The sequence below is a fragment of the Brenneria nigrifluens DSM 30175 = ATCC 13028 genome, assembly GCF_005484965.1.
GTDB lineage: Bacteria > Pseudomonadota > Gammaproteobacteria > Enterobacterales > Enterobacteriaceae > Brenneria > Brenneria nigrifluens.
Window position 1 is genome coordinate 152,284 of sequence record NZ_CP034036.1, and the last position, 20,583, is coordinate 172,866.

Sequence of the window (20,583 nt, forward strand, 5' to 3'; positions counted from 1 at the left end):
TTTAAAACAATCGATTATCGCCCTATGCTTATTCTTTTTTGATATTAATGAAAAATTAAAATTGCCGATACCTTTTACTGAACAGTCTCTTTTTAATGCTGGCATCAACTGTTTTTATCATGTGATGGCACTCGCAATATTGTATCTTATAGAACAGAATCTGGTATTACATGAAATATAAAAAGGAGGGGCATGGTGGATATATCAGGTATCGACACACAGCGTCAGAATATAAAGCCTTTTTATCCTGTTGTATCCATTAGCACCCTGGGTAATACAGATTCATCAACGGCTGGTACGGAAAGTGATTCGCTGGAGAAGAATAGTCTGCCGGGCGTCAGTACTCAGGTCACGCTGTCGACGGATGGAAAAAGACAGTCCGGTATAGCGCAGTCCGGCGACAGCCAGACCGATGTTGAAAAGCAGCAGGCCGCCCGCGAAGCGCAGCAGGTTAAAGAGCAGCGGGAGACAGCGTCTGCGGAGCGTTCTCTGCAAATGATCAATGGCATTCCGCTGTACGGCGGCACGCTGGTATCCATGATTAATTACCCTGACGGCAGTTGGGAAGCTTTCGATGCATTTTCCGGTAAGCCGGTGACGGCCGAAGAGAGCACACGGATAGGGCGGGAGACTGACGGCGATAATACGGATGCGTTCAGCTTTTATAGCAAGGGAATATATAACGGTCTGTCCGCGGCTGAAATATACGAAAAGATACAGCAGATGATGGGGATTGAATCGGCCGATCTGGATTGGCAGGTGATTGGCTCCAACGATATTTGAACGTCGAAAAACTAATGCCGACGCTATTATAAACTTGCCGTGAATAATAGAATGGTGGAGAAATAGGGATTCGTCATTTTCGCCATTATTATATTCGCTAATTACCCGCCGTTCCCGATACAAATAGCTATACCCGTCATACTTCAAGCTGCAGGTGCGTTGGCTGCATTACTCGGCCCCTCCCTGGGCCTCGCCCCGTTGGGGCCGCTGCAAGCAGCGTTCAAATCTGCTCCAGGCAGATTTGTCAGTCACCCGAATCACTTACCTGAGTAAGCTCATCGGGATTGAATGAGAGACATCCTGTCTCTCACCGGAGGCCAGCCGTTGGCTGGTCAAATTCGTTCCCGACGAATTTGTCCTTCCCTTGCCGCCTTCCTGCAACTCGAATTATTTAGGGTATATACAAAACGGATAAGACTTATCTCAGCCTGAATAGGAGCATAACTGGGTGAGCATCAGCATCAAGGGAATGGTGATGGCGTCAAGCAAGGTCTGGATGGTGATAATGCCGGCGGATAATTGATGGTCGCCGCCAAGCAGCTTCGCCATGATGTAAGCGGAAGGGGTGCAGGGGAGCGCGTTGAATAGAACCACCGTCGCCAGGACGGGGCCCGTTATGCCGAGAAATATCCCGATAAGTAATGTTATGCCGGGAACCAGCAGCAACTTGACGAAAGAGGATTGTAAGACCGTCCATTGCGCCGAGCGGGCCGCCTGAATATTCACGCCGGCGCCAACGGCAGGGAAGAGCCGCCGAGAATCTTCAATATATTGTCGGCCGTTTGCGCCAACGGCAATCCACTGTAGTTAAACAGTAATCCCGCCAGTATGGACACAATCACCGTATTCTTAACTAGCGCTTTGACAATCGGCAACCATCCGGGCCTGCTGCCTTGCCCGTAATGCATCAGGATAACGATGGAAGCGACATTCAGCAGCGGTATGGCGACCGTAATACTGATGGAGGTCACGGTTAATCCGGTATGTCCGTAGGCTGCTGCTGCGGCAACCCCGATATAGGTATTGGGACGCAAAGCACCCGTGGATCACGGAAGAGAACGTCGGGCCGGGCTGTTTTAACCACAGTCGCCACAGCCAGAGTATTCCCCCCGCCGATAAAAACGGCGCCAAGAATAGACCATGCGATAGGCTGAACCGCGAACTGGCTGAGAGCGGTTTTGCCGACCTGGGCGAACATCAGGGCGGGGAAAAGATAGAAATAGTTCAGTTTTTCGCAAGGCAACCAAAAGCCGATGTCAATCAGGTTCCTGCTGCGTAGCAGGAGGCCCATGGCGATAAGGAACATTATCGGCAGTAGCGACAACAGCGTGGTTATCATAAGACTCTGGCAGGTACGGCATTGATGGCCGCTGTGACGCGTTTTTTCACCATTCCCAACAACTTCAATGAATTAGGTTTTTTTTATTAATGACATTTTGATGACAAGGAGGGAAATGCGTTTAGTGGCAAAGCAAAGGGAAAAAAATCATAAGAGGGTGTTGGCGGTGCGGCGAAGATTCGAAAAACGCGGAGCGCTTATTGCCGTTGTTAAAAATATGGCCGCGCCAGCCGCGATATGGCCTGCGGCGTACTTTCAAAAATAAACGGATTGAGGAACATCCGTCCCCAAAACAGCTTGCGATCCACTTCGCTCAATGCGGCTTCATCGCAAATACTTGTCCAGCGTTCGCGTACGGTTTCGATGTGATGCGTAATGATCGCAATGGCTTCGCTTTCGTTCAGCCGAAACTTCGGGGCCGCACTCAGACAAACGGCAAGATTGCTCATTCGGTTCTCGCCGATGATCAGCATCGCCTGGGTTGCCTCGTTACCCGTCCGATTCTGCGGGCAGATGTCGTAGGCCGGCGTCAGTTTCAGTGATTTACCGTCCCAGAATGCAGCGTGGTTCCGGGCATGATCATCAGTGTTGCCGCAGATGATATTGAAGACCAGACGGCCAAACAACTCGCGCAGCGTAGCTTGCGGCTCATCGAAGTGGTGACGGATGATGTCTGAGAGTTCTTCATAGCTCGCATATCGTGCCATCATCTCATCAAGGCCGAAAAGGGTCAGTGCCGAGACCATCAGCCGGCGCTGCCAGCCATCTCCAGCCTGTGAGCGATCGAAACGCTCAATCAGGATAACGTCCTTTCCTGCCGTATGGCGCAAGTGCACTGGAGCCACATGCAAGCCGACATCCGCAGCCAGGCGCATGGCGATATATTCAGCTTTCACAACATTGTAGGTATCCGTCGAGGACGAGAACTTCGCGATGAATTTGCGGTTCTCGGCTTCGATCATCGCCTTTGGCCGCGCCCCGCCCAGCGAACTTCCATGAAAAAGAGCCTGATCAAGATCGGACGTCAGCGGCACGCCGTTCTCCACCATTGTTGCCGCATTCATTAGTTCTTCAAGGGAGGCCGCCTGGGCAGTGCGTGGCACATACTCTGTTGGCGATGCTTGAAAATCGAGGCCGCCAATCCTGTCTGAACCGGATTCAAGGAGGTATGTCAGTTCATCCAGCGTACCGACATCCATGTCCTTGCCCTTGACGCCCACCAGGCGATTAAGGATGACGCGACGCCCCCATGCGTCAGGCGCCGCGTCGCGCAGTGCACTCGCCAGCTTCAGCCCTGTCCCGGGCGGGATGGCGCCGCGTTTCAGCGGCAACTCAGGCTCATAGATCGGGATGGCGTCGCGCCGCTCCAGATAGCTGCGACCGTAGTTAAAGATAAACCCGTCTCCGTCTCGTCTTAGCAGGCCAGCAACAACGGGCTTCGTTGCATCGGGCAACCAGATCCACACGTAGGCTTCGTTGACGGTTTTTCTAGAAGTCATCCTTCACCACCGTCTTCGAATGATGAACGGCGCGGGGCAGAAGAGAGAGCGTTTTCTCCGCGTTTGCGATATGGAGCGTCACTGCAGATTGATTCGTGGTGAAAAGCGGAACGCCGACGATGGCGGCAAGCTCAAAAACGGCTCCAATAGTGCACCCCATATCGCCTTCTTCGGCACGATAGACCAGGCCGCGTGATACGCCCGCACGCTCTGCCAATTCCTCTACCGTCAGTTTATGCTCGATCCGCGCGTTGCGGATCATTAACCCGAGCAACCGCGCTGCGTCGCGGCTATAGCGAGAGTAGGTGCGAGTGGAGGGTTTCGCCATGGCTGCATTCCTGTTCCATTAATGAGGCGTAAATTGCATATGTGACCTATTTATAGAACATTATGGGTATATATTTAAGGTCAGGCAAGTGGCTCGTTCTATTAATGAAGCATATTTTCTAATTATGCCTTATGAATAGAACAGTCATGTGGGAGAAACAACCCTTAGCGATGCTGTTCAGCCCGGCTTTTTACCAGCGCCAGAATCTGCGGTTTGCCCGCAGGCGGCGGGTTGCGCCAATGTTCGTAACTGCTGACCCATTTCATCGATCGGTCAGCGCTTCCTCCGTGTGACCGTAGCGCTGCATGATGAGATCAAATTCGGCATCCAGTTTTGCATTTTGGTATGCCTCGAATTCCGCCTTGCTGATGACTACGGTTGCGCTTCCGCCCCGACGTATGATTTCAACTGGCTCGCCGTTGACCGCTGCATCCAGCACGGTAGAGATATTGGCTCTGGCTTGGGTTGAGGTGTATGTACGCATATTATTTCTCTTTAGGTGTACATATAGAATGTACGCTTTAAGCGTATTTTATTCCATCAGGCAAAGACTACGTATTGAGGAGGGGGAAGCGGAGAGCCAGCGGTATCGATTCTTTCCACTTCACGCTAACCGTCTTCTTATGGCGGATGCTCGCGGTAGACATGTTTACCCCCCGATTAATACACATGTAATTGAGCTTTGCAAATGGCATCGGTTATTTTACGAGCGGTGCATATTTTATGCAGCGGCATCTAGACCTGAGTTATCGAGACATATGTGCTATGCCGCCCTTACCTGGATTAGCATGAGTCATCTTATCCTGCAAAAACAAAAATGCCCTGTAAACAGGGCGTTGAGGTTGCTGACAAAGTCGCCTGCAAGTCGGAGATACCCGGGTCTACCGTACCGAGGGGCGCTCCGGCGGCTTACGCCGCTACGGCCCCTCGCCACGCTCTCCCTAATAACAGGCTTTGTCAATGGTCTGAACGCCCTGAAAACAGGGCGTTGTGGCAGTCGGTGGAACAGGGTGGAAATTATTCTTGGATCTGAATGTTGAGTGGTAGTATAAGTTCTTTGATTTAATTGCGTTTTTGTAAAATCACTTTTCTATTAACTACACCCTTAAGTACACGGTAAACAGCATGCTATGCTGAGTATTCGGTTGAATTGTTCAACAACGAGCGACTTTCATATGGATTGTGTGCTTATTGAGCAATTCTCTTTCGTGCTCAACTAATAAACTAAATCGTGACACCTTATATAGCTATACCCTGCTATTAATTGACATAGGGCAAGATGCTATGAGGGCAACCTATCCTAGACCTTATGCTAAGCTGCTTGACTACAAAAAATGGTGATAGTAGGTATTTTCCCAAAATCAACTGTCCCAATCAAAATCAGATGTATTCTGGGGGCAAAATTTCCACCATTTGCAGCCCTACAAAGCTAACAATCTGACAAACCGATACAGCAGGTTCAAAAGAAAGCATTGAGCAGGAGATTGAGCTTTGGGGAAAGGAAGACTGACGGGGTATGGTTTCTGCCATAGAATGAGACCATTCTGCATGAAAAGGACTTCGACTCGGTGTGGATTGAAACACAGATAAAACGTGTGGATAAGGACGTGTTGCATAGGACTTATAACTATGAGCAGTGTCTTGAATGGTAGAGAGGATGATTCAAAGGCATACGGATCATATAGTTAACTAAGATTGCAGCCCTTTAAGGGGTGTAAAAATGCTTGCCTGAGAGAATTATTAGTTGATACTTATAAGGTAGGATTTTTTTAATGGCGGTAGTATGAGTAATTTTAACACCTTCGAGAAAGAAATAAAGAAAACTGTCTTGAATTATTTGCTTAATAAAAGTGAATTGAATAAAGATGTTACTGTAATTAATGAGTTAACAATTGACTCTTTTTCAAGACGATTAGATCTTGCCGTTTTGACTAATAAAAGAATAGTGGCTTATGAAATAAAAAGCGATGCTGATAGCCTGTACAGGCTATCAGGTCAATTGGAAAAATACCGTCAATACTTTGACAAAATCATCGTTGTCACAACACCTAAGCATCTAGATAATATATTAAACTTAGTAAGTGATAACATTGAAGTTTGGGAGGTTGTAGAACAGAAAATAACTATAAAAAAAAGAGGGAAAGCTTCGAAAGTTGAGAGTAAAGCTAATTATCTTGATTTACTAAGAGTACAAGATATGAGAAAGTTGGCTAGTGCTTTCAATATACCATTGGGTAAAGGAGGTAAAAAAGAAATAAAAAATATTATAACAGATAATCTTAATAAAATTTCGTATGAAAAGTTAAAATCCTTTGTGATAGATATAATGTCTCAGAGATTCAAGTTAACATCGACTAATTTTTTAGAGAACATAAATGTAGGTAATAAAGTAACTGTTAACGATTTGGATTTTTTAAGTCCTTATTCTAAAATAAAAAACAATGATGTTATAGTTCGAGGTAGTGTGTTAGAACAGTTAAAATAAACAGTAGCCGAAAAAATAATTAATAATAACTAAATATAAAGGCTCAGGTAACAGTGTTCTGTGCTAGAACACTGTTAAACCTGATAGTCGGAAACGAGCGAGGAGTCGACTAATTAACTTATTAATTAGGACTCACTGAGTCTTTAATTAAAAAACACTTGTATTTTTATGAGTGATTTTTTTAATAAAGATTATCAAGTGTATTATAATCTCTCGCTTGATCCCTCGGGGGGATAGATCAAGCGAAAATTAAATGGATGTTTATATTTTTTGAGCTGATAGAAAATTCTACTTTATAAATTTCACGACTTTAGCGTTATCAGTTTTTTCATTTAACACCTTAAAGTCTTGAAATAATGCTGGTGCATCTTTAATAACTATATCAAAAATCCTTTCGGAAACCATTCTCATTTCATGGTCACCATCTAAAGAACCTCGCATTTGTAAAAAATGGCGAATGGCACGAGCATTTGCAGTGACAATTATTTTCGTTTCTGTTGCATTTGGTAATATTGATCTTGATGCACTTCTCAGTGCTCTCATTTTTTCTTTTTTAGAATGGCTGTCCATGTTTTGGTTTTGCTGTATATCTAAAAGAGAGGTCTTGTATAAATCAAGACAAGTTTTAATATGCTTCTTCCATGAATCAAAGAGCCCAGGATTGTTTTTTACCTCAATTGGAACTACAAATTCAGCATCAGATTCGTCGTGGTATTGTTGGGACAACTGGCTGTAAGAAAACCCCGCACGATGACGAACTAATTGGTGGGTAAAAGCTCTTGAAACACCAGTAATCAGAAACGTCCAGTTTAGATGTTCAAGAACACTCTCATGTCCTTGATCAATCAAATTCATTATATATTCAGTGCTGTTTCTCGGGGATTGATTTAACTCTCCAAAAGACATGTAGCATAGTCGACCAGAAGCTTCAACAAGATGTTCAGCATCAGTCGCGACTCCTTTCTGGATCCAAGTGAGGCCTTTTTCATTAAGAAAATCTTTGAAAACTTCATGTTCAAATCCTGGGTGAGATATACATCTTAATGATAATTCAGCAATTTTTATCATTTTACAACCATCACTTAGTAGATTTTTTTACGATTGTAGCATTTTCCTTCGATTCTCGTGAATGTAGAAGTGCGATTTCTTTATTTAAGTTCTCAATTTTTTCCTCTTGCTGTTTGATGCTTTGTTTTAAATCTTTTGTATTATCCCAATATGATGATGTAAGTGTGAATGCTATTGGTACTGCCATACCAACAATAGCAATTATTAAAGCAGCAAAGACAAATAGTGAGACGGACCATTTTGCTAGCGTCTTTCTAAACTCAACTTTCATTCGCGTATTTAATCCGGCGAAATCTTTATCCATTCGGGTCAATTGATCTTCATCGACTTGTGAAACTGAACCTCCCTTATACCCTGTCGTAATTGATGATGTTTTAAATAATAACAATCTTGCCACTGCATCTTTTTCTCTTAGAGAGAATGTTTCCTTTGACATATTCACAAGGTATAAAGTGAGAATCCCTTTATATCCTGGATCAACATGACCTGGATTTGTCATTATTATTCCATTTTTCGATAGTGTATTTTTAGGGAAAACAATTCCAGAGATATCACTTGATAGTGAAAATATCTCATTAATTTCTAGAATAACAGTTTCACCAGGATGAATTTCATGAGATTTTTTTGTTTTTTTCTTTCCCGGAACGTGAATTAATTTGACTGTTAAGTCAATACTTGATGGTTGCACCTTGAAATTTGATACATTAGTGTCAGTTAGATCGAAAATCTTTCCTGACCTCAACTCAGAATTTAATTCACTTTCAGCAAGCATTTGGTTTTCCCTGTCGGTAATTGACGTAGATTTGACATTGTGTGTTAAACAATCCCTCAATAATAATTGGATCGTAATGAAATTAACACAACATAATAGTATCAGCGTCCGCTCTTGGCACAAGGCTGTCTATCAGGTTAGGGGGGGCCTAAGCAAAAAAAGTATCAGATCAAATCTGCGCTAATATAAATTAAATCTTCGGCTCGGAAGATTTTTAATCTTCCCATTCCTCATCGGTATCGATATCTTCAAGCACATAATCATAATATAATTGAGTATAAAGATGAAGATTAATTCTAACCGCAGTAGCCTTTTGCGGTGAATGTATCCCGTACTTTTCTTGTTTTGATGTTAATTCAATCATCTGCGTACCCCACAAATGCAAAGTCTTCGACCAATACTCCTGCTTCATAATTTCTCTGGCACAAAGAAAGTAGAGATACTCTTTCTCTCCATCTTCTGGGGATTTGGGATCTTTAAACTCATGGCGGATAAAACGCCAGTCATTCTTTAAAGCATAATCTATTCTTGGTGGAGGGACATTTCCACCACCTGATTGTTTTTCAATCCTAGCACTTCCACGATCAGAATAGATTATTGGATAGAAATCAATAGAATTTTTAACTTTATTGAATAATAATCTTTCATAAATCGAATTTTCCCCCTTATGAGAACCTACAAAACTAGATGGGAACGATGTGGCCGAAATAGCAACACGTACATATGGAACAATTCCTTTAGTTCTATTAATCAAGTTTATTAAAGGCTGATAATAGTCATTATATTCTTTTGAAATAGAACCTAAATCATAAACAAAGAATATATCTCTTATTTCTAGCTTTGTTATGGTATTAATTATGTCGAGGTAGGATGTAAGGGCTAGTTTTTTTACTTCGAAAATAAATACTAATCCCCTATCCAAACTAGCTAAATTGGTTAGCTGATTTTCAAGCTGATTTAAGTCATCAAAAAAAACTGTTGGAATAGCCTCTGGAATTTCCTTCAAAAAATTGTACCAGTTTTTATAGCCTTGACTTGGATTTTTTAACGCTAATAGTTGATGGTAAACTTCTCTAGGATAAGTTCCTGTAAGTAAGAATTTTTTATTACCAGAAAGATATTCTTTATCAAAATATGCGATCCATGTTCTATCGCCGATAGTTTTTTTGACTTTTTTTAAAGAATTCTCTAGATTCTGGGAGTTCATCCACCCCTTTAAAGGGAATATAGGCAAGATGAAATCCTTATCTTTTTCAGGAAGTTGCTCTAATGCTTCTGTTTCCGCAGGGCTCAGAGAAAGAATGGGAGCATATTTAAAATTAAAAAACTCTTCTAATAGAAACATACTTATTCCCTCAAATTTTGCCAAGACGAATTTTTATAGCTGTAGTAGATACTTCTGCTATATCAGCTAATTTCTCATATTTTTCCTCGTCCCTAAGTTCTGTAAATTCTTTAAGTTTTGGTTGAATAAGATGACCCGGCATAAGTATGTCCGCAGCTAAACGATTTGCTTGAACTTCCATGAAATCCGATAGCTTCGAACGGTATAAAATATCATCAGTAATTCCATCACCGATGCGGTCTCGATGAAGTAGAAAATGAGCTATTTCATGGGCAAGTGTAAAACGTTGACGTTCTTTGACATCATGTCTGTTTACCCTAATTACTACATTCCCATCTTCTTCTTTTATTTCACCTGAAATTCCAGCAGCTAAAGTAGACCTTTTTACAGTAATTCCTAATGCTTTTGCAATGGCTCCAACTGCAATTGGAAATTGAAGTTGATGTTTTCTTATTAATGAGACTTGTTCTTCGGTGAGAGAAACCCATTCACTTGAGTTTGTTAATTTCATTCTACTCCCTCCTGTTTATTATCCTCAAGCATATCGCCAGATGAAAATTCAATGCCGCGGTAAGTTACTTTTTGCACTGCGCTAAAAATTACAGCGTCAAAGTTTCCTTGAGCTATCAACTTGAGCAACACATTTTCAGTCACTACTGGCGCTAATTTCTCAGTAACTTCTGACGCTTTTTCTGTAGAAATTTTTGTGGCCGCATCTTGAGCACTATTGATCATTTTCTTATAACCTAAAAATGAGAATAATGCCATTACGATCCCTAGGACAGTTAGGATTACTGCAACAGAAGCTAATAAAATTCCTGTCCATACGGCAAAATTGAGACCACTACTGTTTTCAAGTTTATCAATTTTATCCTGCATGGATTGAATTTGTTGTTTCTGATCATTAATCAAAGAATTTAATACTAATAGTTTTTGATATTGTAACTCTTGGTTTTGATTTACGTTTTCCTCATGCACCATGTTCTCAGTGTATGTGCTCACTGCTGGGGTTGAGGTGCCAAGCAGTGAACCTTCGTTCACTGCTGTCTGAGCATTTACAGCGTGTGGCGCGGAGCATGTCAGAAGCAAAAGAAGATAAAAATAGGATACTTTATTCATTTAAATGATGAGGTTGAGTTGTCCATTCTCATACTGTACTACCTCTTTATGTTAATCGCCATAGCCACTTTGATGGTCTCATCCCTGAGACCTTCGAACAGGCTCGTTGAGAGGACAGTACCTGACTACTCCTTACAAGAGTAGTCAACCTCTGATTTTCAGGTTTTTTCTAATCTTTCTTTGTGTAGTGCAGAAAGAAAACAGACGCTATGCTGAATATGCTGCTTAATTGTTCAACGCAGAGCGACCATTGCTCCCAAATTGTATTCTTATTGAGTAGTTCAATCTCATGTTTAACGATTATGCCAATGACCGCACGAGGCAAGCGTGAGCCCTGCATGTCTTGCATGACACAACGTTTCAATGCCACGATACTGGGTTCTGCTGGAATCGTTCTAATAAATCCCTCTGTTAGTAGTTCATGTGCTAAATCGTTTGAGTAGATTTGAAGTCGTTCAAAGAGGTTCCCCATGCTCAAAAGGTGAGCCAGCATCAGGGAGTTACCGTTCTTGCTCGTAGGTTTGGCTTTGGGTGTGTATCGGGATTCAATACGCAAGAATTGCCGATGCTCATTCAGATTGATATTAATGAATCTGGATTTCTCCTGGAAAGTGAGTTTTTTGCTTCGATGAGCATCTACCTTTTCATAGCAAAGAATATGTAAAAGAGAACGTGGACTACCGATCCTGACACCCGGTAAGCCATTTTTTGTGTCGTAATATGCTGTTTTCCCTGCTCGTTCTAATCCCCATATATAGTCGTCTAGCCGACAGCCATAAATATCGATAGCAACATCTATTCGTGTAATCCATGATCGCGCCAGCAGATGATAAAATATTTCCCCTAATCGGTGATTTATCCACGATAATAGATGATCAATCTTACTGGCTGTCAGATGCTGGGGGTGGAAGTCTAAGCGTATCCCTCCTGTATTATGATTTATTGGTGAATAGTCAATGCGTAATAAAACTGGCGATTTTTCTTTGATTCCCATGATTAACAGTGCATTGCGATAGGGTTTTCCTGCTTTATTTTTTATGTGTTTTACTCTGTATTTCTTATAGTTTTTATTTCTCATTTTATTCAGTTTGTAATATGATTTATTTTTTTCAGTCTTGTTAAGAAAACAACTTACAACTGTAAGTTTATCAATTCGTATTTTTAATGAATGCCTATCATTATCCTTTCCAATTCTCATGGAAGAACAAAAATCGATATTGTATTTATTTAATAGCATTGTTATTCCTTACGGGCTATTAGCCATGTGCGGAATAGAGAGAAATAATAGTTGATACTTATCCTGATAGGATGAGTAGTTCTAGATATTAAATGTACCTAATGCCTATTGAGCTATGCTTAACTAATATATTCTCTATTCAGATATACTATGTGTATATAACGTGCTATTAGAGCAACGCCATATAGATTGTGGGAGGGTTAATTCTGCTGTACCTGTGATAGAGGTACTTTTTGGCGATTGGCGATCCATTGAAATATTTCTTCTTCCCGCCATGCAATCGCGCGTGAAGAACTACTTTGGTCATTTGCCCCACCTGTTAAACGGACTGGTTCAGGGAAGTGGCCTGCTTTGATCTGACGGTAGAGGGTGGCTCGAGAGAAAGCGCAGTACTCAAGGACTGTTTTCAGTTTGATCAGACGTGAAGCATTCATCGTAAAAACCTGTTCAATTAACGCATCCAATTGATGCGAACCTCCTTTACAGATTTTTAAAACCGCTAAATTTTTGTGTTAAATGGGTAAATCTGATCATCAGACTTCACTAAAAACCGCTTAAAATGGCTGTTTTGGCTTAAACATATGAAAGTCTGAAGATCAGACTATGATTGATTGTAAGTCTGATCATCAGACTAAAATCTTGACAGTTATCAGCTGGAGAGTAATCTGATCGTCAGATTTTGGTATGAGGCATAGAGTTATGGCGAAGGTGGAAAAGCGTTTGGAAGTAGATGAAGTGACTGCTCGAAAACAGAGAAATAATGATTATCAAAATAGACGTAAAAAACGGTTGGAAGAATTAGGTGAGCATAAAATTTCAATCAGGCTTGATAGTGCTTCCTATGAGAAATTGGCTGATTTATGTGAAAGCTTGGGGCATAGACGTCCAAAGTCGCAAATGCGTAACCTCATAGAAAGCTATTCTTCGGCCTTAGTCTATTTGCTTCGTATAGAAAAGATACAGCAGTTATATGAACCTCAATCACAAGCTTCCAAAGAATTGTATTATTTGTATAAAACTGTGGATCATCTTAAAAACGATATAGGACTTTCTGATTCCCAAATCATCAAAAGCTTGAAGAAACGAGACGTTCGTACTCCGCTTGCAATATTCTTAGGTAATGAAGGGCGTAACTGGAAGAAAACTCATATCAAGAGATTATTAAATAACGATCTGATTCTTAGATGGCTATCGATATTAGATGAAGATGAATAAAAATCTTTATCTGTAAATTTTCGGATATAAAGCCTATTGTCATTTATTATTCTTTGGTGTATTCATCAAGAAGCATAATCAATACGCGCCTTTGCTCATGTGTTAAGCGAGGCCATATTTGATCAAGGCGGCTTTTGAGGTCTGCATCTTTAACTGGTACAAAATCTTGTTGCTTCTTGGATTCATTATCTAATGTCGAGAAGCAATCAATAAAAAACCAGCTAATTGGCGTATTCATTTTAATGGAGATTTTTACGAGATGCGCCACGTTTATCTTGTTTGTTCCGCGTTCATATCGAGAAAGCTGCTGATGAGATATGTCAATAATCTCTGCTAAGTGCTGGGCGGTCATCCCCAGTTCTTTGCGTCGCATTTGAATGCGCTGGCCTACCTGCCTGTCTGCGGTATCTGATGCTAACTTAGCCATGTGCCACTCTTCACTTCCAGAAAATGTCTATAACTGGAAGTTTGTGGCCTTTTGACTCTTGCATGAACATCAAATATGGATTATAAATCGATTTTTGCGCTCTTATGGATTTTTTGTTGTGAATGGAGAGATAAATGAAGAGGAAGATGTCGGCTTTTACAGTTTTCGTGAAGATAAAAGGAGTTTTTGACACTGGTAAATTGGAATTAATGGATATAGATTCTGCAATCTATTTTTTAACTACATATTCTAGAGTGAATTTATCATGAAAATAAATTTTTTATTTATCCTATTTCTTATCACATATAGCTCATGTTATGCCGCTTCTTTCGATTGTGAAAAAGCTAATTCCAGTGATGAAAAGATGATTTGCTCAGATTATAAGTTGAGCCGATTTGATGATTTTCTCTCTGAAAATTACCGAATAGCAATGAGTTCTGTTATGCCTGATAAAATTAAAAATGAAATTAAAGAGTCACAAATACAATGGTTAAGTAAGCGTAATGAATGTACAGATTTTCAGTGTATTAAAGATATGTATATAAGAAGGATAGAATATATTAGGTTTAGATGTTTTGAACATATCCCCGGTAAGAGCGGTTGTATCAGTTATTCTGATGCTATAGAAAGAATAGATAAGGAGGAATATACCCAAACACATAAATCATCGGCGGAGGTTGTTAAGGATTTATTTGTTAAACATGCCAGTCAAGTCCATCAATTGGGTTTTAATGGTAATCAGTTAAAATATGGAGTCTTTATCGAACTTGGCAATTATGTTAAATATTGCACTTTAGAAGAATATTTGTCGTTGATGTTTGAATTGCCCGGTTTTAAATCATTAGAGAAGTTAGATTATAAAGATTATGTCGGTTTTAAAATTAAAATATCAGGACAACCTTATTCTGGCTTTATTTTCAGAGAAGAAGGTGATGAATTTTATTTAGTTGGACTTGTGTCAGGGAATGAAATTATTGAAGCTGTTACCGTAGGAGATACTCGTCGTCTTTCCAGTATATTCATGAGCTATGCAAATCATGTTATCAATAATAATAATGTTAAACATTAACTTATTTAATAAACAGTAAGTTAGTGCTAAAATTTTATGAAAGGTGTTTCGATGAAAAAAAGTTAATAGCATTTATTTTAATCGCTAGTTTACCTTTGGCACATGTTGGCGGATACGTTAAACGTAATAGCGTTTTGTCCTTTTTCTAGGGGAAATATTTAATGCAACATCAATGTTTCACGTGGTGATACATCAGTATGTGAAATGGATGGTGAAGCGATATCAACAGCACCTACTAAAGAACAAAATAATCGATGGGTATATAGTGATCAATCGAGCATGTGTGTAGCAGTGAACCGTGAGTTTAAGGATAATTCTATGCAGGTATGACTAGATATTGTGATAACTTTTATGGAGTATCTTTATAGGTGCTATGGGGGGAAATACAAGAAGACATAAATAGTGTAAGAAATACTAGTTCCTAGCCTGAATTAATTCAGGCTAGGAATAATAATTTTTTAATAGCGATGGTCTTACGAAATATCTTTTCTTAACGGCGTCACGTTATAATTCTCACCTTTTTCTAAAGATATGAGTAAATTGGTCCATAGTTCTAATGCTGCTTTGCGTTCTTCAAAATATTGATAACGATTATAGATACCTTCAACGCCTTTAATTCTGTGATTCAGACAACGTTCAGCTACCACAGGATCTATTCCTAGCGATGCCAAGTGCGATCGCGCTGTGCGTCGGAAGTCGTGAATAGTGAAGTTAGGGATATTCGGCATGTTGGATTTTATTTTGCTCAACGCTACAGGCAATGTGCTTTCCTGAATGTGGGGAATCATTCGATTTTGCATCTTTCTTGCCGGAAGAACCCACTGGCTATTATACGACATGGTGTGGAGCTCTTTTAACCATTCAAGCGCAGGAGCGGGAATAGGGATATCGATTGCGTCGCCATTTTTTACCCGTTCAGCAGGTAGATGCCAGATAGCTTTTTCCAAGTCGAACTCTTTCCACTGTGCCCCGCATAGCTCCATTTTTCGGCAGCAGAAAACGAGCAGCAGCTTAATAGTTAGCTCATTTTGACGTGAGAATCCCTTTGTTATAGGCATGGTCTGAAAGAACTGAATAAGTTCTTCACGGCTTAGCCAGCGCTCCCGGCTTTGTTCCTGACCACCAGCATCTGCGATTTCAAAAGCGCCTGTAGGATTAGTTTCAAGCATATGTCGTTTTATGCCGTAATCGAATATGCGGCGAGTCCATCTCAATACATCGTTAGCGATTGTCGGTGCGCCACGCTGGACAATTTTTTGCAGCATGTCATCGATATGGTAGGGGCGAACATCTTCAATTCTTAGATGCCCGATATTAGGGTTGATGTCCTTGTCTATGCGACGGCGCAGAATGTCTGGATGCTTCCAACGGGTCAGGATCTGGCGTTCAAAGTATTCGGCGGCTAACTCTGAAACACGGAGTGCGTGTTTTTCTTCCTCCATTTTCTTCAACGCTTCTGCTTTGCGTTCTTGCTTCTCTCCCGCTACATCATGGCCCAGAGCAACACGAGCGGAAAGTTCTTTAGCAATTTCCCGTGCTTTAGCGAGTGAAATGCTGGAGTAGTAGCCAATGAGCATTACTCTGGCTTTCCCTGCCATTTTGTAACGAAAGCGCCAGAATGGGGCGCTATATGTCTCTGGAAAACAGATATATAGCCCATTTCCATCGGAGCGTCCCGCGAAGTGTTCTTTGTTTTTTATCCATGTACGGATCTGTATGTCGGTCAATTTGCTCATATGTCGCTCGTTACCAGAGTGGGGTGTACTTAAAGAGGTGTACATAAAACTGGATAAGTACACCTTTAAGTACACCTGAAACACGCGCTGTAGTGATACGGTATGAGACTATATAAAACAAAAAAAAGCCATTTTTTACAATGGCTTTTTTAGACGGTGAGATGTGATGAGACTCTATGAGATCGTGTGAAACGCTATTCGATATTCTGGATCTGCTCGCGCATCTGCTCAATCAATACCTTAAGTTCGATGGCGGAGGCGGTGACGTCGGCGTTAATGGATTTAGACGCCAGCGTGTTGGATTCGCGGTTGAATTCCTGCATCATAAAGTCCAGACGGCGGCCGACGGCTTCTTCTTTCTTCAGGATTTTATAGGTTTCCGCCACGTGCGCTTCCAGACGGTCGAGCTCTTCCGCCACGTCGACGCGCTGCGCCAGAATGACCAGTTCCTGCTCCAGCCGGTTATTTTCCAACTGTACCTGCGCGTCTTCCAGCTTGCTGAGCAGCCGTTCGCGCTGCCATTGCAGAATGTTCGGCATCTGCGCGCGCACTTTGGCGACTTCGGCGCTGACGCCGGCCAGACGCTGTTCGATCAGCGCTTTCAGCGCGTTGCCTTCGCTTTCCCGCGCGCTGATAAAGTCATCCAGCGTGCGGTCCAACGCCTGTAGCAGTTCGGCGCTGATGGCATCCAGATCCTGCTCTTCCGCCGCCATTACGCCGGGCCAGCGTAGAATATCGACCGGGTTGATTTCCCCTTCGTCGCTCTGCATTTTTACCCAGTTGGCGGCGCTGACCAGCTGTTTTGCCAGATTTTCATTCAGAATCAGCGAGCTTTGCGCCCGCGGATCGGGATCAAAACGCAAGTTGCATTCAATTTTACCGCGGGTCAGACGGGTACGGATGCGATCGCGAATAACAGGCTCCAGACTGCGGAACTGTTCTGGTAAACGGATGTAGGTTTCCAGATAGCGCTGGTTAACGGAACGCAGTTCCCAGGCTGCGCTTCCCCAGTCACCCTTGGCTTCTCGCCGGGCGTAAGCGGTCATACTGCGAATCATCGGTGCATACCTATAGAGCAAATGATGCAGGGATTATAGCGTTGTGTCTCCGGGCAGGGTAGGGCAAATCGACCGGCCGCTATCCGGACCGCGCAGCGGCCGCTGATGACGCGCTTGGGCGATGGCTAGGCGGCATGCAGCAGCGCTTCGTTTTGTCGGGCGATTTCCCGGCATTTATTTTTCATCATCTGCTTTAATTGCAGCGTCGCCCGTGACTGGGGACAGTCCCGGCGGCTGATCAGCGTGACTTCAAACGGCAGGGGCTGATTGATGGGAACGATTTTCAGCCGGTCGGCGTAACGGCAGGCGGTAAACAGATCGACGACGCCGACTCCCCCGCCGGCCAGCACCATATCGGCAATCACCGAATAGGTTTTGATGTACAGCGCCGCCGCCGGTTGCAGCGACTTGTCGCGTAACGCGCGGTGCAGCACCTGCCCCAGCGGATCCTGAAGCTGCATCAGCAGCAGGTTGTTCGAGCACAGCCACTCCAGCGAGACCGGGCCGTTTATTGAGCTGTCTTTGGGCAGCAGCGCCACCATAGAGGACTGGAACAGCGGCTCCGCCAACAGCGCCGCCGGCACCTGCTGACCGAACACCAGGGCGAAATCGAGCTGATTTTGCAGAATATTCAGGCACAGGGTATTGAAGTGCTCCGTAACCAGCTCCACATTGACCAGCGCTTCCTGCTTATGGAACTCCACCAGCGCGGGCGCGACGATCGTCTGCCCGAAAGCGTGGGCGGCCCCGAGGCGGACGGCGTGTTCTTTGCCGATTTTAATCTGCTCCGTCAATGCGCTGATGGATTGCAGGTTCCTGAAGAGTTCCTGCACGTTGGGAATCAGGCGGCGGGCCTCTTCCGTGGCGATCATTCCTTGCGTACGTCGTTCGAAAAGCGCGAAGCCAAGCTGCTGTTCCGCGTGATTAAGCACCCGGCTGACGTTGGGCTGGGAGACGTTCAACAGGCGGGCGGCGCCGCTGATGGTTCCCGCCTGAATAATCGCCTGGAAAATTTCGATGTGTCGTAAGCGCATGGAAGCATGCTCCGTCTATCCTGGATAAGGTGATACCGTTCCAGAGCGATGCAATAACCACGCCATAGGCGCAATCCGGCTGGCGCAGGCGTTTGTTGCCGGTCTGCACGGCCGTCGGGCGGGGAGACGGGGTAAAGCGGATTACCCGGCGCGGCTAATCGCGGCGATCCTGATCATCTATGGGGCGGTGTGCACCAAAATGAACCTATTGCCGCCGGGGGGGACGTCTTCGTCAGCGGTAAATCTTCGGCTGCGGGGTTGCGCCGATATAACCATAAGCGCGATACATCCCTTCGCTGTTAAACGGCAGCGCGATGTTGCCGCGGCAATCGACGGCGATCAGGCCGCCGCTGCCTTCCAGCCGCGTCAGCTTTTCCATCACCACCCGTACGGCGGCCTGTTGTAGGGGCAGCCCGGCGTATTCCATCAGCGCGGAGACATCATAGGCGGCGACGGCGCGCATGAAAACTTCGCCCGAGCCGGTGCAGGAAACGGCGCAGGTCTGGTTATTGGCATAACATCCGGCGCCGATAATCGGGCTGTCGCCCACGCGTCCGGCTTGCTTATTGGTCATGCCGCCGGTGGAGGTGGCGGCGGCAAGGTTTCCGGCGCCGTCCAGCGCCACCGCGCCGACGGTGCCGAACTTACGGTCGGGGTCGATGGGGTCGTCGTTGGCCCGGCCGTCATGATCCAACAGCACCCGCCCTTCGCCGGCCTGCGCGTTATGCAACTGCCGGCGCCGCTCCTCGGTGGAGAAAAACGTCGGTTCGACCATCTCCAGACCGTGCAGACGGGCGAACGCCTCCGCGCCCTGAGCGGTAAACAGCACATGCTGACTGTGCTCCAGCACCTTTCTGGCCGCCAGCACCGGATTACGGATATGGCTGACGCAGCTGACGGCGCCCGCGTCCAGCGTGCGTCCGTCCATAATGCTGGCGTCCAGTTCGTGGGTTTCGTCATGGGTAAATACGGAGCCCCGGCCGGCATTAAACAGCGGGCACTCTTCCAGCAGCCGGACGGCTTCGGTCACCGCGTCCAGCGCGGTGCCCTGTCGCGCCAGAATGCGCTGCCCGGCGGCGACGATGTCGCTCAGTGCGGCCAGATAGCGCCGCTCCTTTTCCGCGCTCATGGCGGCGCGGGTCAGCGCGCCGGCGCCGCCGTGGATCACGATCACGGGTTTTGTCATGCTATTGCTTCTCTTGTTATTAATTCAGCATGCCTCACGGCGGGCGGCGGCATCAGTTCTGCGTCGTCGCCAGATAGGAAAAGGCGCTTAACAGACTGATCAGCTCCGCCATGCCCTGCGCGTTATAGCTTACCGTGACGGCGTCCTGCCGCACGATGCCGGGGATCAGGCAAAACAAATCCGCCAGTACCGGCTTTGCCGTCATCAGTTCAAGATGATAGGGAGCCTGAATGCGCGACGCGACTTTTTTATGCGCGGTCTGCACGGCGTTCATGGCGGACTGGTGAATAATCCGGCGCGCCGCCTCCGGGCTTAATGATTCGGCGGCATGCTGGGAGATCGCCCGTTTGACGCAGGCATACGCGGCGGCGGGGTAGTGGCGAGCGATCCACTGTTGCAGTTGGTCGTCTCCGCTGACCAGCCAGAGCGGCGTATCGCGTTCCGCCCCCGCGGCGGCGTAGATATCGCTTTCGGCCATCACTTCACCGTTGATGCGCACCCGGTAAAAGGCGCGGCCATTGATGGTATGGGCCAGCACGCCTGCCTCTCCGGCGGCGCTGTGATAACCAATAAACATCATCCCGTCATACTGCTGCTGTTCCAGCCCTTCTACCATGGATAAACCACGCGGCTTACCTTGCACCAGCCGGGCGCGGGGATCGATATTCTCAGCCCGGAGATTGACCATCGCCGCATGGCTGTCCGCCACGACGACGTCGGTTGCGCCGCCGGCAAAGGCGCCGTCGATGGCGGCATTCACTTCCTGCTCCATCAGGCCGCGGGCAAGCTGATATTCCGCCGTGCCGGGGCTGCACTGTTCCGGACGCATAACCCCGGCGATCCCCTCAATATCTGCCGAAATGAAAATTTTCATAACCCTACC

The 20,583-nt window shown here is 44.9% G+C and carries 23 protein-coding genes; 4 read left to right on the top strand and 19 right to left on the bottom strand.

Annotation, left to right across the window (positions count from 1 at the left end):
* Positions 1–192 precede the first annotated feature (192 nt).
* Positions 193–783, top strand: coding sequence for a hypothetical protein (locus EH206_RS00640; protein ID WP_009110908.1), 591 nt, complete (start codon positions 193–195; stop codon positions 781–783).
* Between the two features lie 423 nt (positions 784–1,206).
* On the opposite strand, the gene EH206_RS23245 is transcribed toward EH206_RS00640, so the two are convergent.
* The 6 genes from EH206_RS23245 to EH206_RS00660 all read right to left on the bottom strand — a co-directional run bounded on the left by EH206_RS23245 (position 1,207) and on the right by EH206_RS00660 (position 4,433).
* Positions 1,207–1,509: an AEC family transporter gene (locus tag EH206_RS23245; RefSeq protein ID WP_232216559.1), complete on the bottom strand. Its 303-nt coding sequence runs from the start codon at positions 1,507–1,509 to the stop codon at positions 1,207–1,209.
* Positions 1,506–1,754, bottom strand: a complete 249-nt coding sequence (locus tag EH206_RS23250) for an AEC family transporter (protein ID WP_232216560.1) — start codon at positions 1,752–1,754, stop codon at positions 1,506–1,508. The genes EH206_RS23245 and EH206_RS23250 overlap by 4 nt, the downstream gene beginning before the upstream one ends.
* 2 nt (positions 1,755–1,756) lie before the next feature.
* Complete coding sequence (locus EH206_RS23255; protein ID WP_232216561.1) at positions 1,757–2,122, bottom strand: AEC family transporter; 366 nt, start codon at positions 2,120–2,122, stop codon at positions 1,757–1,759.
* A gap of 209 nt (positions 2,123–2,331) precedes the next feature.
* Positions 2,332–3,621 carry a type II toxin-antitoxin system HipA family toxin gene (locus tag EH206_RS00650; protein ID WP_009110909.1) on the bottom strand — a complete coding sequence of 430 codons (1,290 nt, stop codon included), beginning with the start codon at positions 3,619–3,621 and terminating at the stop codon, positions 2,332–2,334.
* Positions 3,611–3,949 (bottom strand): helix-turn-helix transcriptional regulator, encoded by a 339-nt coding sequence (locus tag EH206_RS00655; protein WP_009110910.1) that lies wholly within the window; start codon positions 3,947–3,949, stop codon positions 3,611–3,613. The genes EH206_RS00650 and EH206_RS00655 overlap by 11 nt, the downstream gene beginning before the upstream one ends.
* A gap of 262 nt (positions 3,950–4,211) precedes the next feature.
* Complete coding sequence (locus EH206_RS00660) at positions 4,212–4,433, bottom strand: type II toxin-antitoxin system Phd/YefM family antitoxin (protein WP_009110912.1); 222 nt, start codon at positions 4,431–4,433, stop codon at positions 4,212–4,214.
* Positions 4,434–5,732: 1,299 nt separating this feature from the next.
* On the opposite strand from EH206_RS00660, the gene EH206_RS00670 reads away from it, so the two are divergent.
* Positions 5,733–6,434 carry a sce7726 family protein gene (locus tag EH206_RS00670; RefSeq protein WP_009110913.1) on the top strand — a complete coding sequence of 234 codons (702 nt, stop codon included), beginning with the start codon at positions 5,733–5,735 and terminating at the stop codon, positions 6,432–6,434.
* Between the two features lie 288 nt (positions 6,435–6,722).
* Here EH206_RS00670 and thyX read toward each other — a convergent pair whose 3' ends face one another.
* The 7 genes from thyX to EH206_RS00705 form a co-directional block, all read right to left on the bottom strand.
* Entirely contained in the window at positions 6,723–7,502 is a 780-nt protein-coding gene (gene thyX, locus EH206_RS00675; protein WP_009110914.1) for an FAD-dependent thymidylate synthase, read from the bottom strand.
* Positions 7,503–7,512: 10 nt separating this feature from the next.
* The gene (locus EH206_RS00680; RefSeq protein ID WP_009110915.1) at positions 7,513–8,274 is read right to left on the bottom strand and encodes a dCTP deaminase; all 762 of its coding nucleotides are present in this window, start codon (positions 8,272–8,274) and stop codon (positions 7,513–7,515) included.
* A gap of 214 nt (positions 8,275–8,488) precedes the next feature.
* Positions 8,489–9,619 (bottom strand): beta family protein, encoded by a 1,131-nt coding sequence (locus tag EH206_RS00685; RefSeq protein ID WP_009110916.1) that lies wholly within the window; start codon positions 9,617–9,619, stop codon positions 8,489–8,491.
* Between the two features lie 10 nt (positions 9,620–9,629).
* Positions 9,630–10,130: an ImmA/IrrE family metallo-endopeptidase gene (locus EH206_RS00690; protein ID WP_009110917.1), complete on the bottom strand. Its 501-nt coding sequence runs from the start codon at positions 10,128–10,130 to the stop codon at positions 9,630–9,632.
* The gene (locus EH206_RS00695; RefSeq protein WP_009110918.1) at positions 10,127–10,738 is read right to left on the bottom strand and encodes a hypothetical protein; all 612 of its coding nucleotides are present in this window, start codon (positions 10,736–10,738) and stop codon (positions 10,127–10,129) included. Before EH206_RS00695 ends, EH206_RS00690 begins: the two co-directional genes overlap by 4 nt.
* A 169-nt stretch (positions 10,739–10,907) precedes the next feature.
* The gene (locus EH206_RS00700; RefSeq protein WP_009110919.1) at positions 10,908–11,975 is read right to left on the bottom strand and encodes a hypothetical protein; all 1,068 of its coding nucleotides are present in this window, start codon (positions 11,973–11,975) and stop codon (positions 10,908–10,910) included.
* 200 nt (positions 11,976–12,175) lie between these two features.
* Positions 12,176–12,439: a helix-turn-helix transcriptional regulator gene (locus EH206_RS00705; protein WP_232216562.1), complete on the bottom strand. Its 264-nt coding sequence runs from the start codon at positions 12,437–12,439 to the stop codon at positions 12,176–12,178.
* A 235-nt stretch (positions 12,440–12,674) separates the two neighbouring features.
* Here EH206_RS00705 and EH206_RS00710 point away from each other — a divergent pair, with 235 nt between their 5' ends.
* A complete protein-coding gene (locus EH206_RS00710) occupies positions 12,675–13,190 on the top strand; it encodes a hypothetical protein (RefSeq protein ID WP_009110921.1) in 516 nt (171 codons plus the stop codon).
* A gap of 46 nt (positions 13,191–13,236) precedes the next feature.
* Here the strand turns inward: EH206_RS00710 and EH206_RS00715 are convergent, their stop codons facing one another.
* A complete protein-coding gene (locus tag EH206_RS00715) occupies positions 13,237–13,617 on the bottom strand; it encodes a helix-turn-helix domain-containing protein (RefSeq protein WP_009110922.1) in 381 nt (126 codons plus the stop codon).
* A gap of 265 nt (positions 13,618–13,882) precedes the next feature.
* Between EH206_RS00715 and EH206_RS00720 the strand changes: the two genes are divergently transcribed.
* Positions 13,883–14,686, top strand: a complete 804-nt coding sequence (locus tag EH206_RS00720) for a lysozyme inhibitor LprI family protein (protein WP_009110923.1) — start codon at positions 13,883–13,885, stop codon at positions 14,684–14,686.
* A 473-nt stretch (positions 14,687–15,159) separates the two neighbouring features.
* On the opposite strand, the gene EH206_RS00725 is transcribed toward EH206_RS00720, so the two are convergent.
* From EH206_RS00725 to EH206_RS00745, 5 genes are all read right to left on the bottom strand, one after another.
* Entirely contained in the window at positions 15,160–16,422 is a 1,263-nt protein-coding gene (locus EH206_RS00725) for a tyrosine-type recombinase/integrase (RefSeq protein WP_009110924.1), read from the bottom strand.
* Positions 16,423–16,616: 194 nt separating this feature from the next.
* The gene (locus tag EH206_RS00730; RefSeq protein ID WP_009110925.1) at positions 16,617–17,480 is read right to left on the bottom strand and encodes a YicC/YloC family endoribonuclease; all 864 of its coding nucleotides are present in this window, start codon (positions 17,478–17,480) and stop codon (positions 16,617–16,619) included.
* A gap of 125 nt (positions 17,481–17,605) precedes the next feature.
* Positions 17,606–18,514 (bottom strand): LysR family transcriptional regulator, encoded by a 909-nt coding sequence (locus tag EH206_RS00735; RefSeq protein ID WP_009110926.1) that lies wholly within the window; start codon positions 18,512–18,514, stop codon positions 17,606–17,608.
* 232 nt (positions 18,515–18,746) lie between these two features.
* Complete coding sequence (locus EH206_RS00740; RefSeq protein ID WP_009110927.1) at positions 18,747–19,700, bottom strand: isoaspartyl peptidase/L-asparaginase family protein; 954 nt, start codon at positions 19,698–19,700, stop codon at positions 18,747–18,749.
* 52 nt (positions 19,701–19,752) lie between these two features.
* Positions 19,753–20,574: a M55 family metallopeptidase gene (locus EH206_RS00745; protein WP_009110928.1), complete on the bottom strand. Its 822-nt coding sequence runs from the start codon at positions 20,572–20,574 to the stop codon at positions 19,753–19,755.
* Between the last annotated feature and the right edge of the window lie 9 nt (positions 20,575–20,583).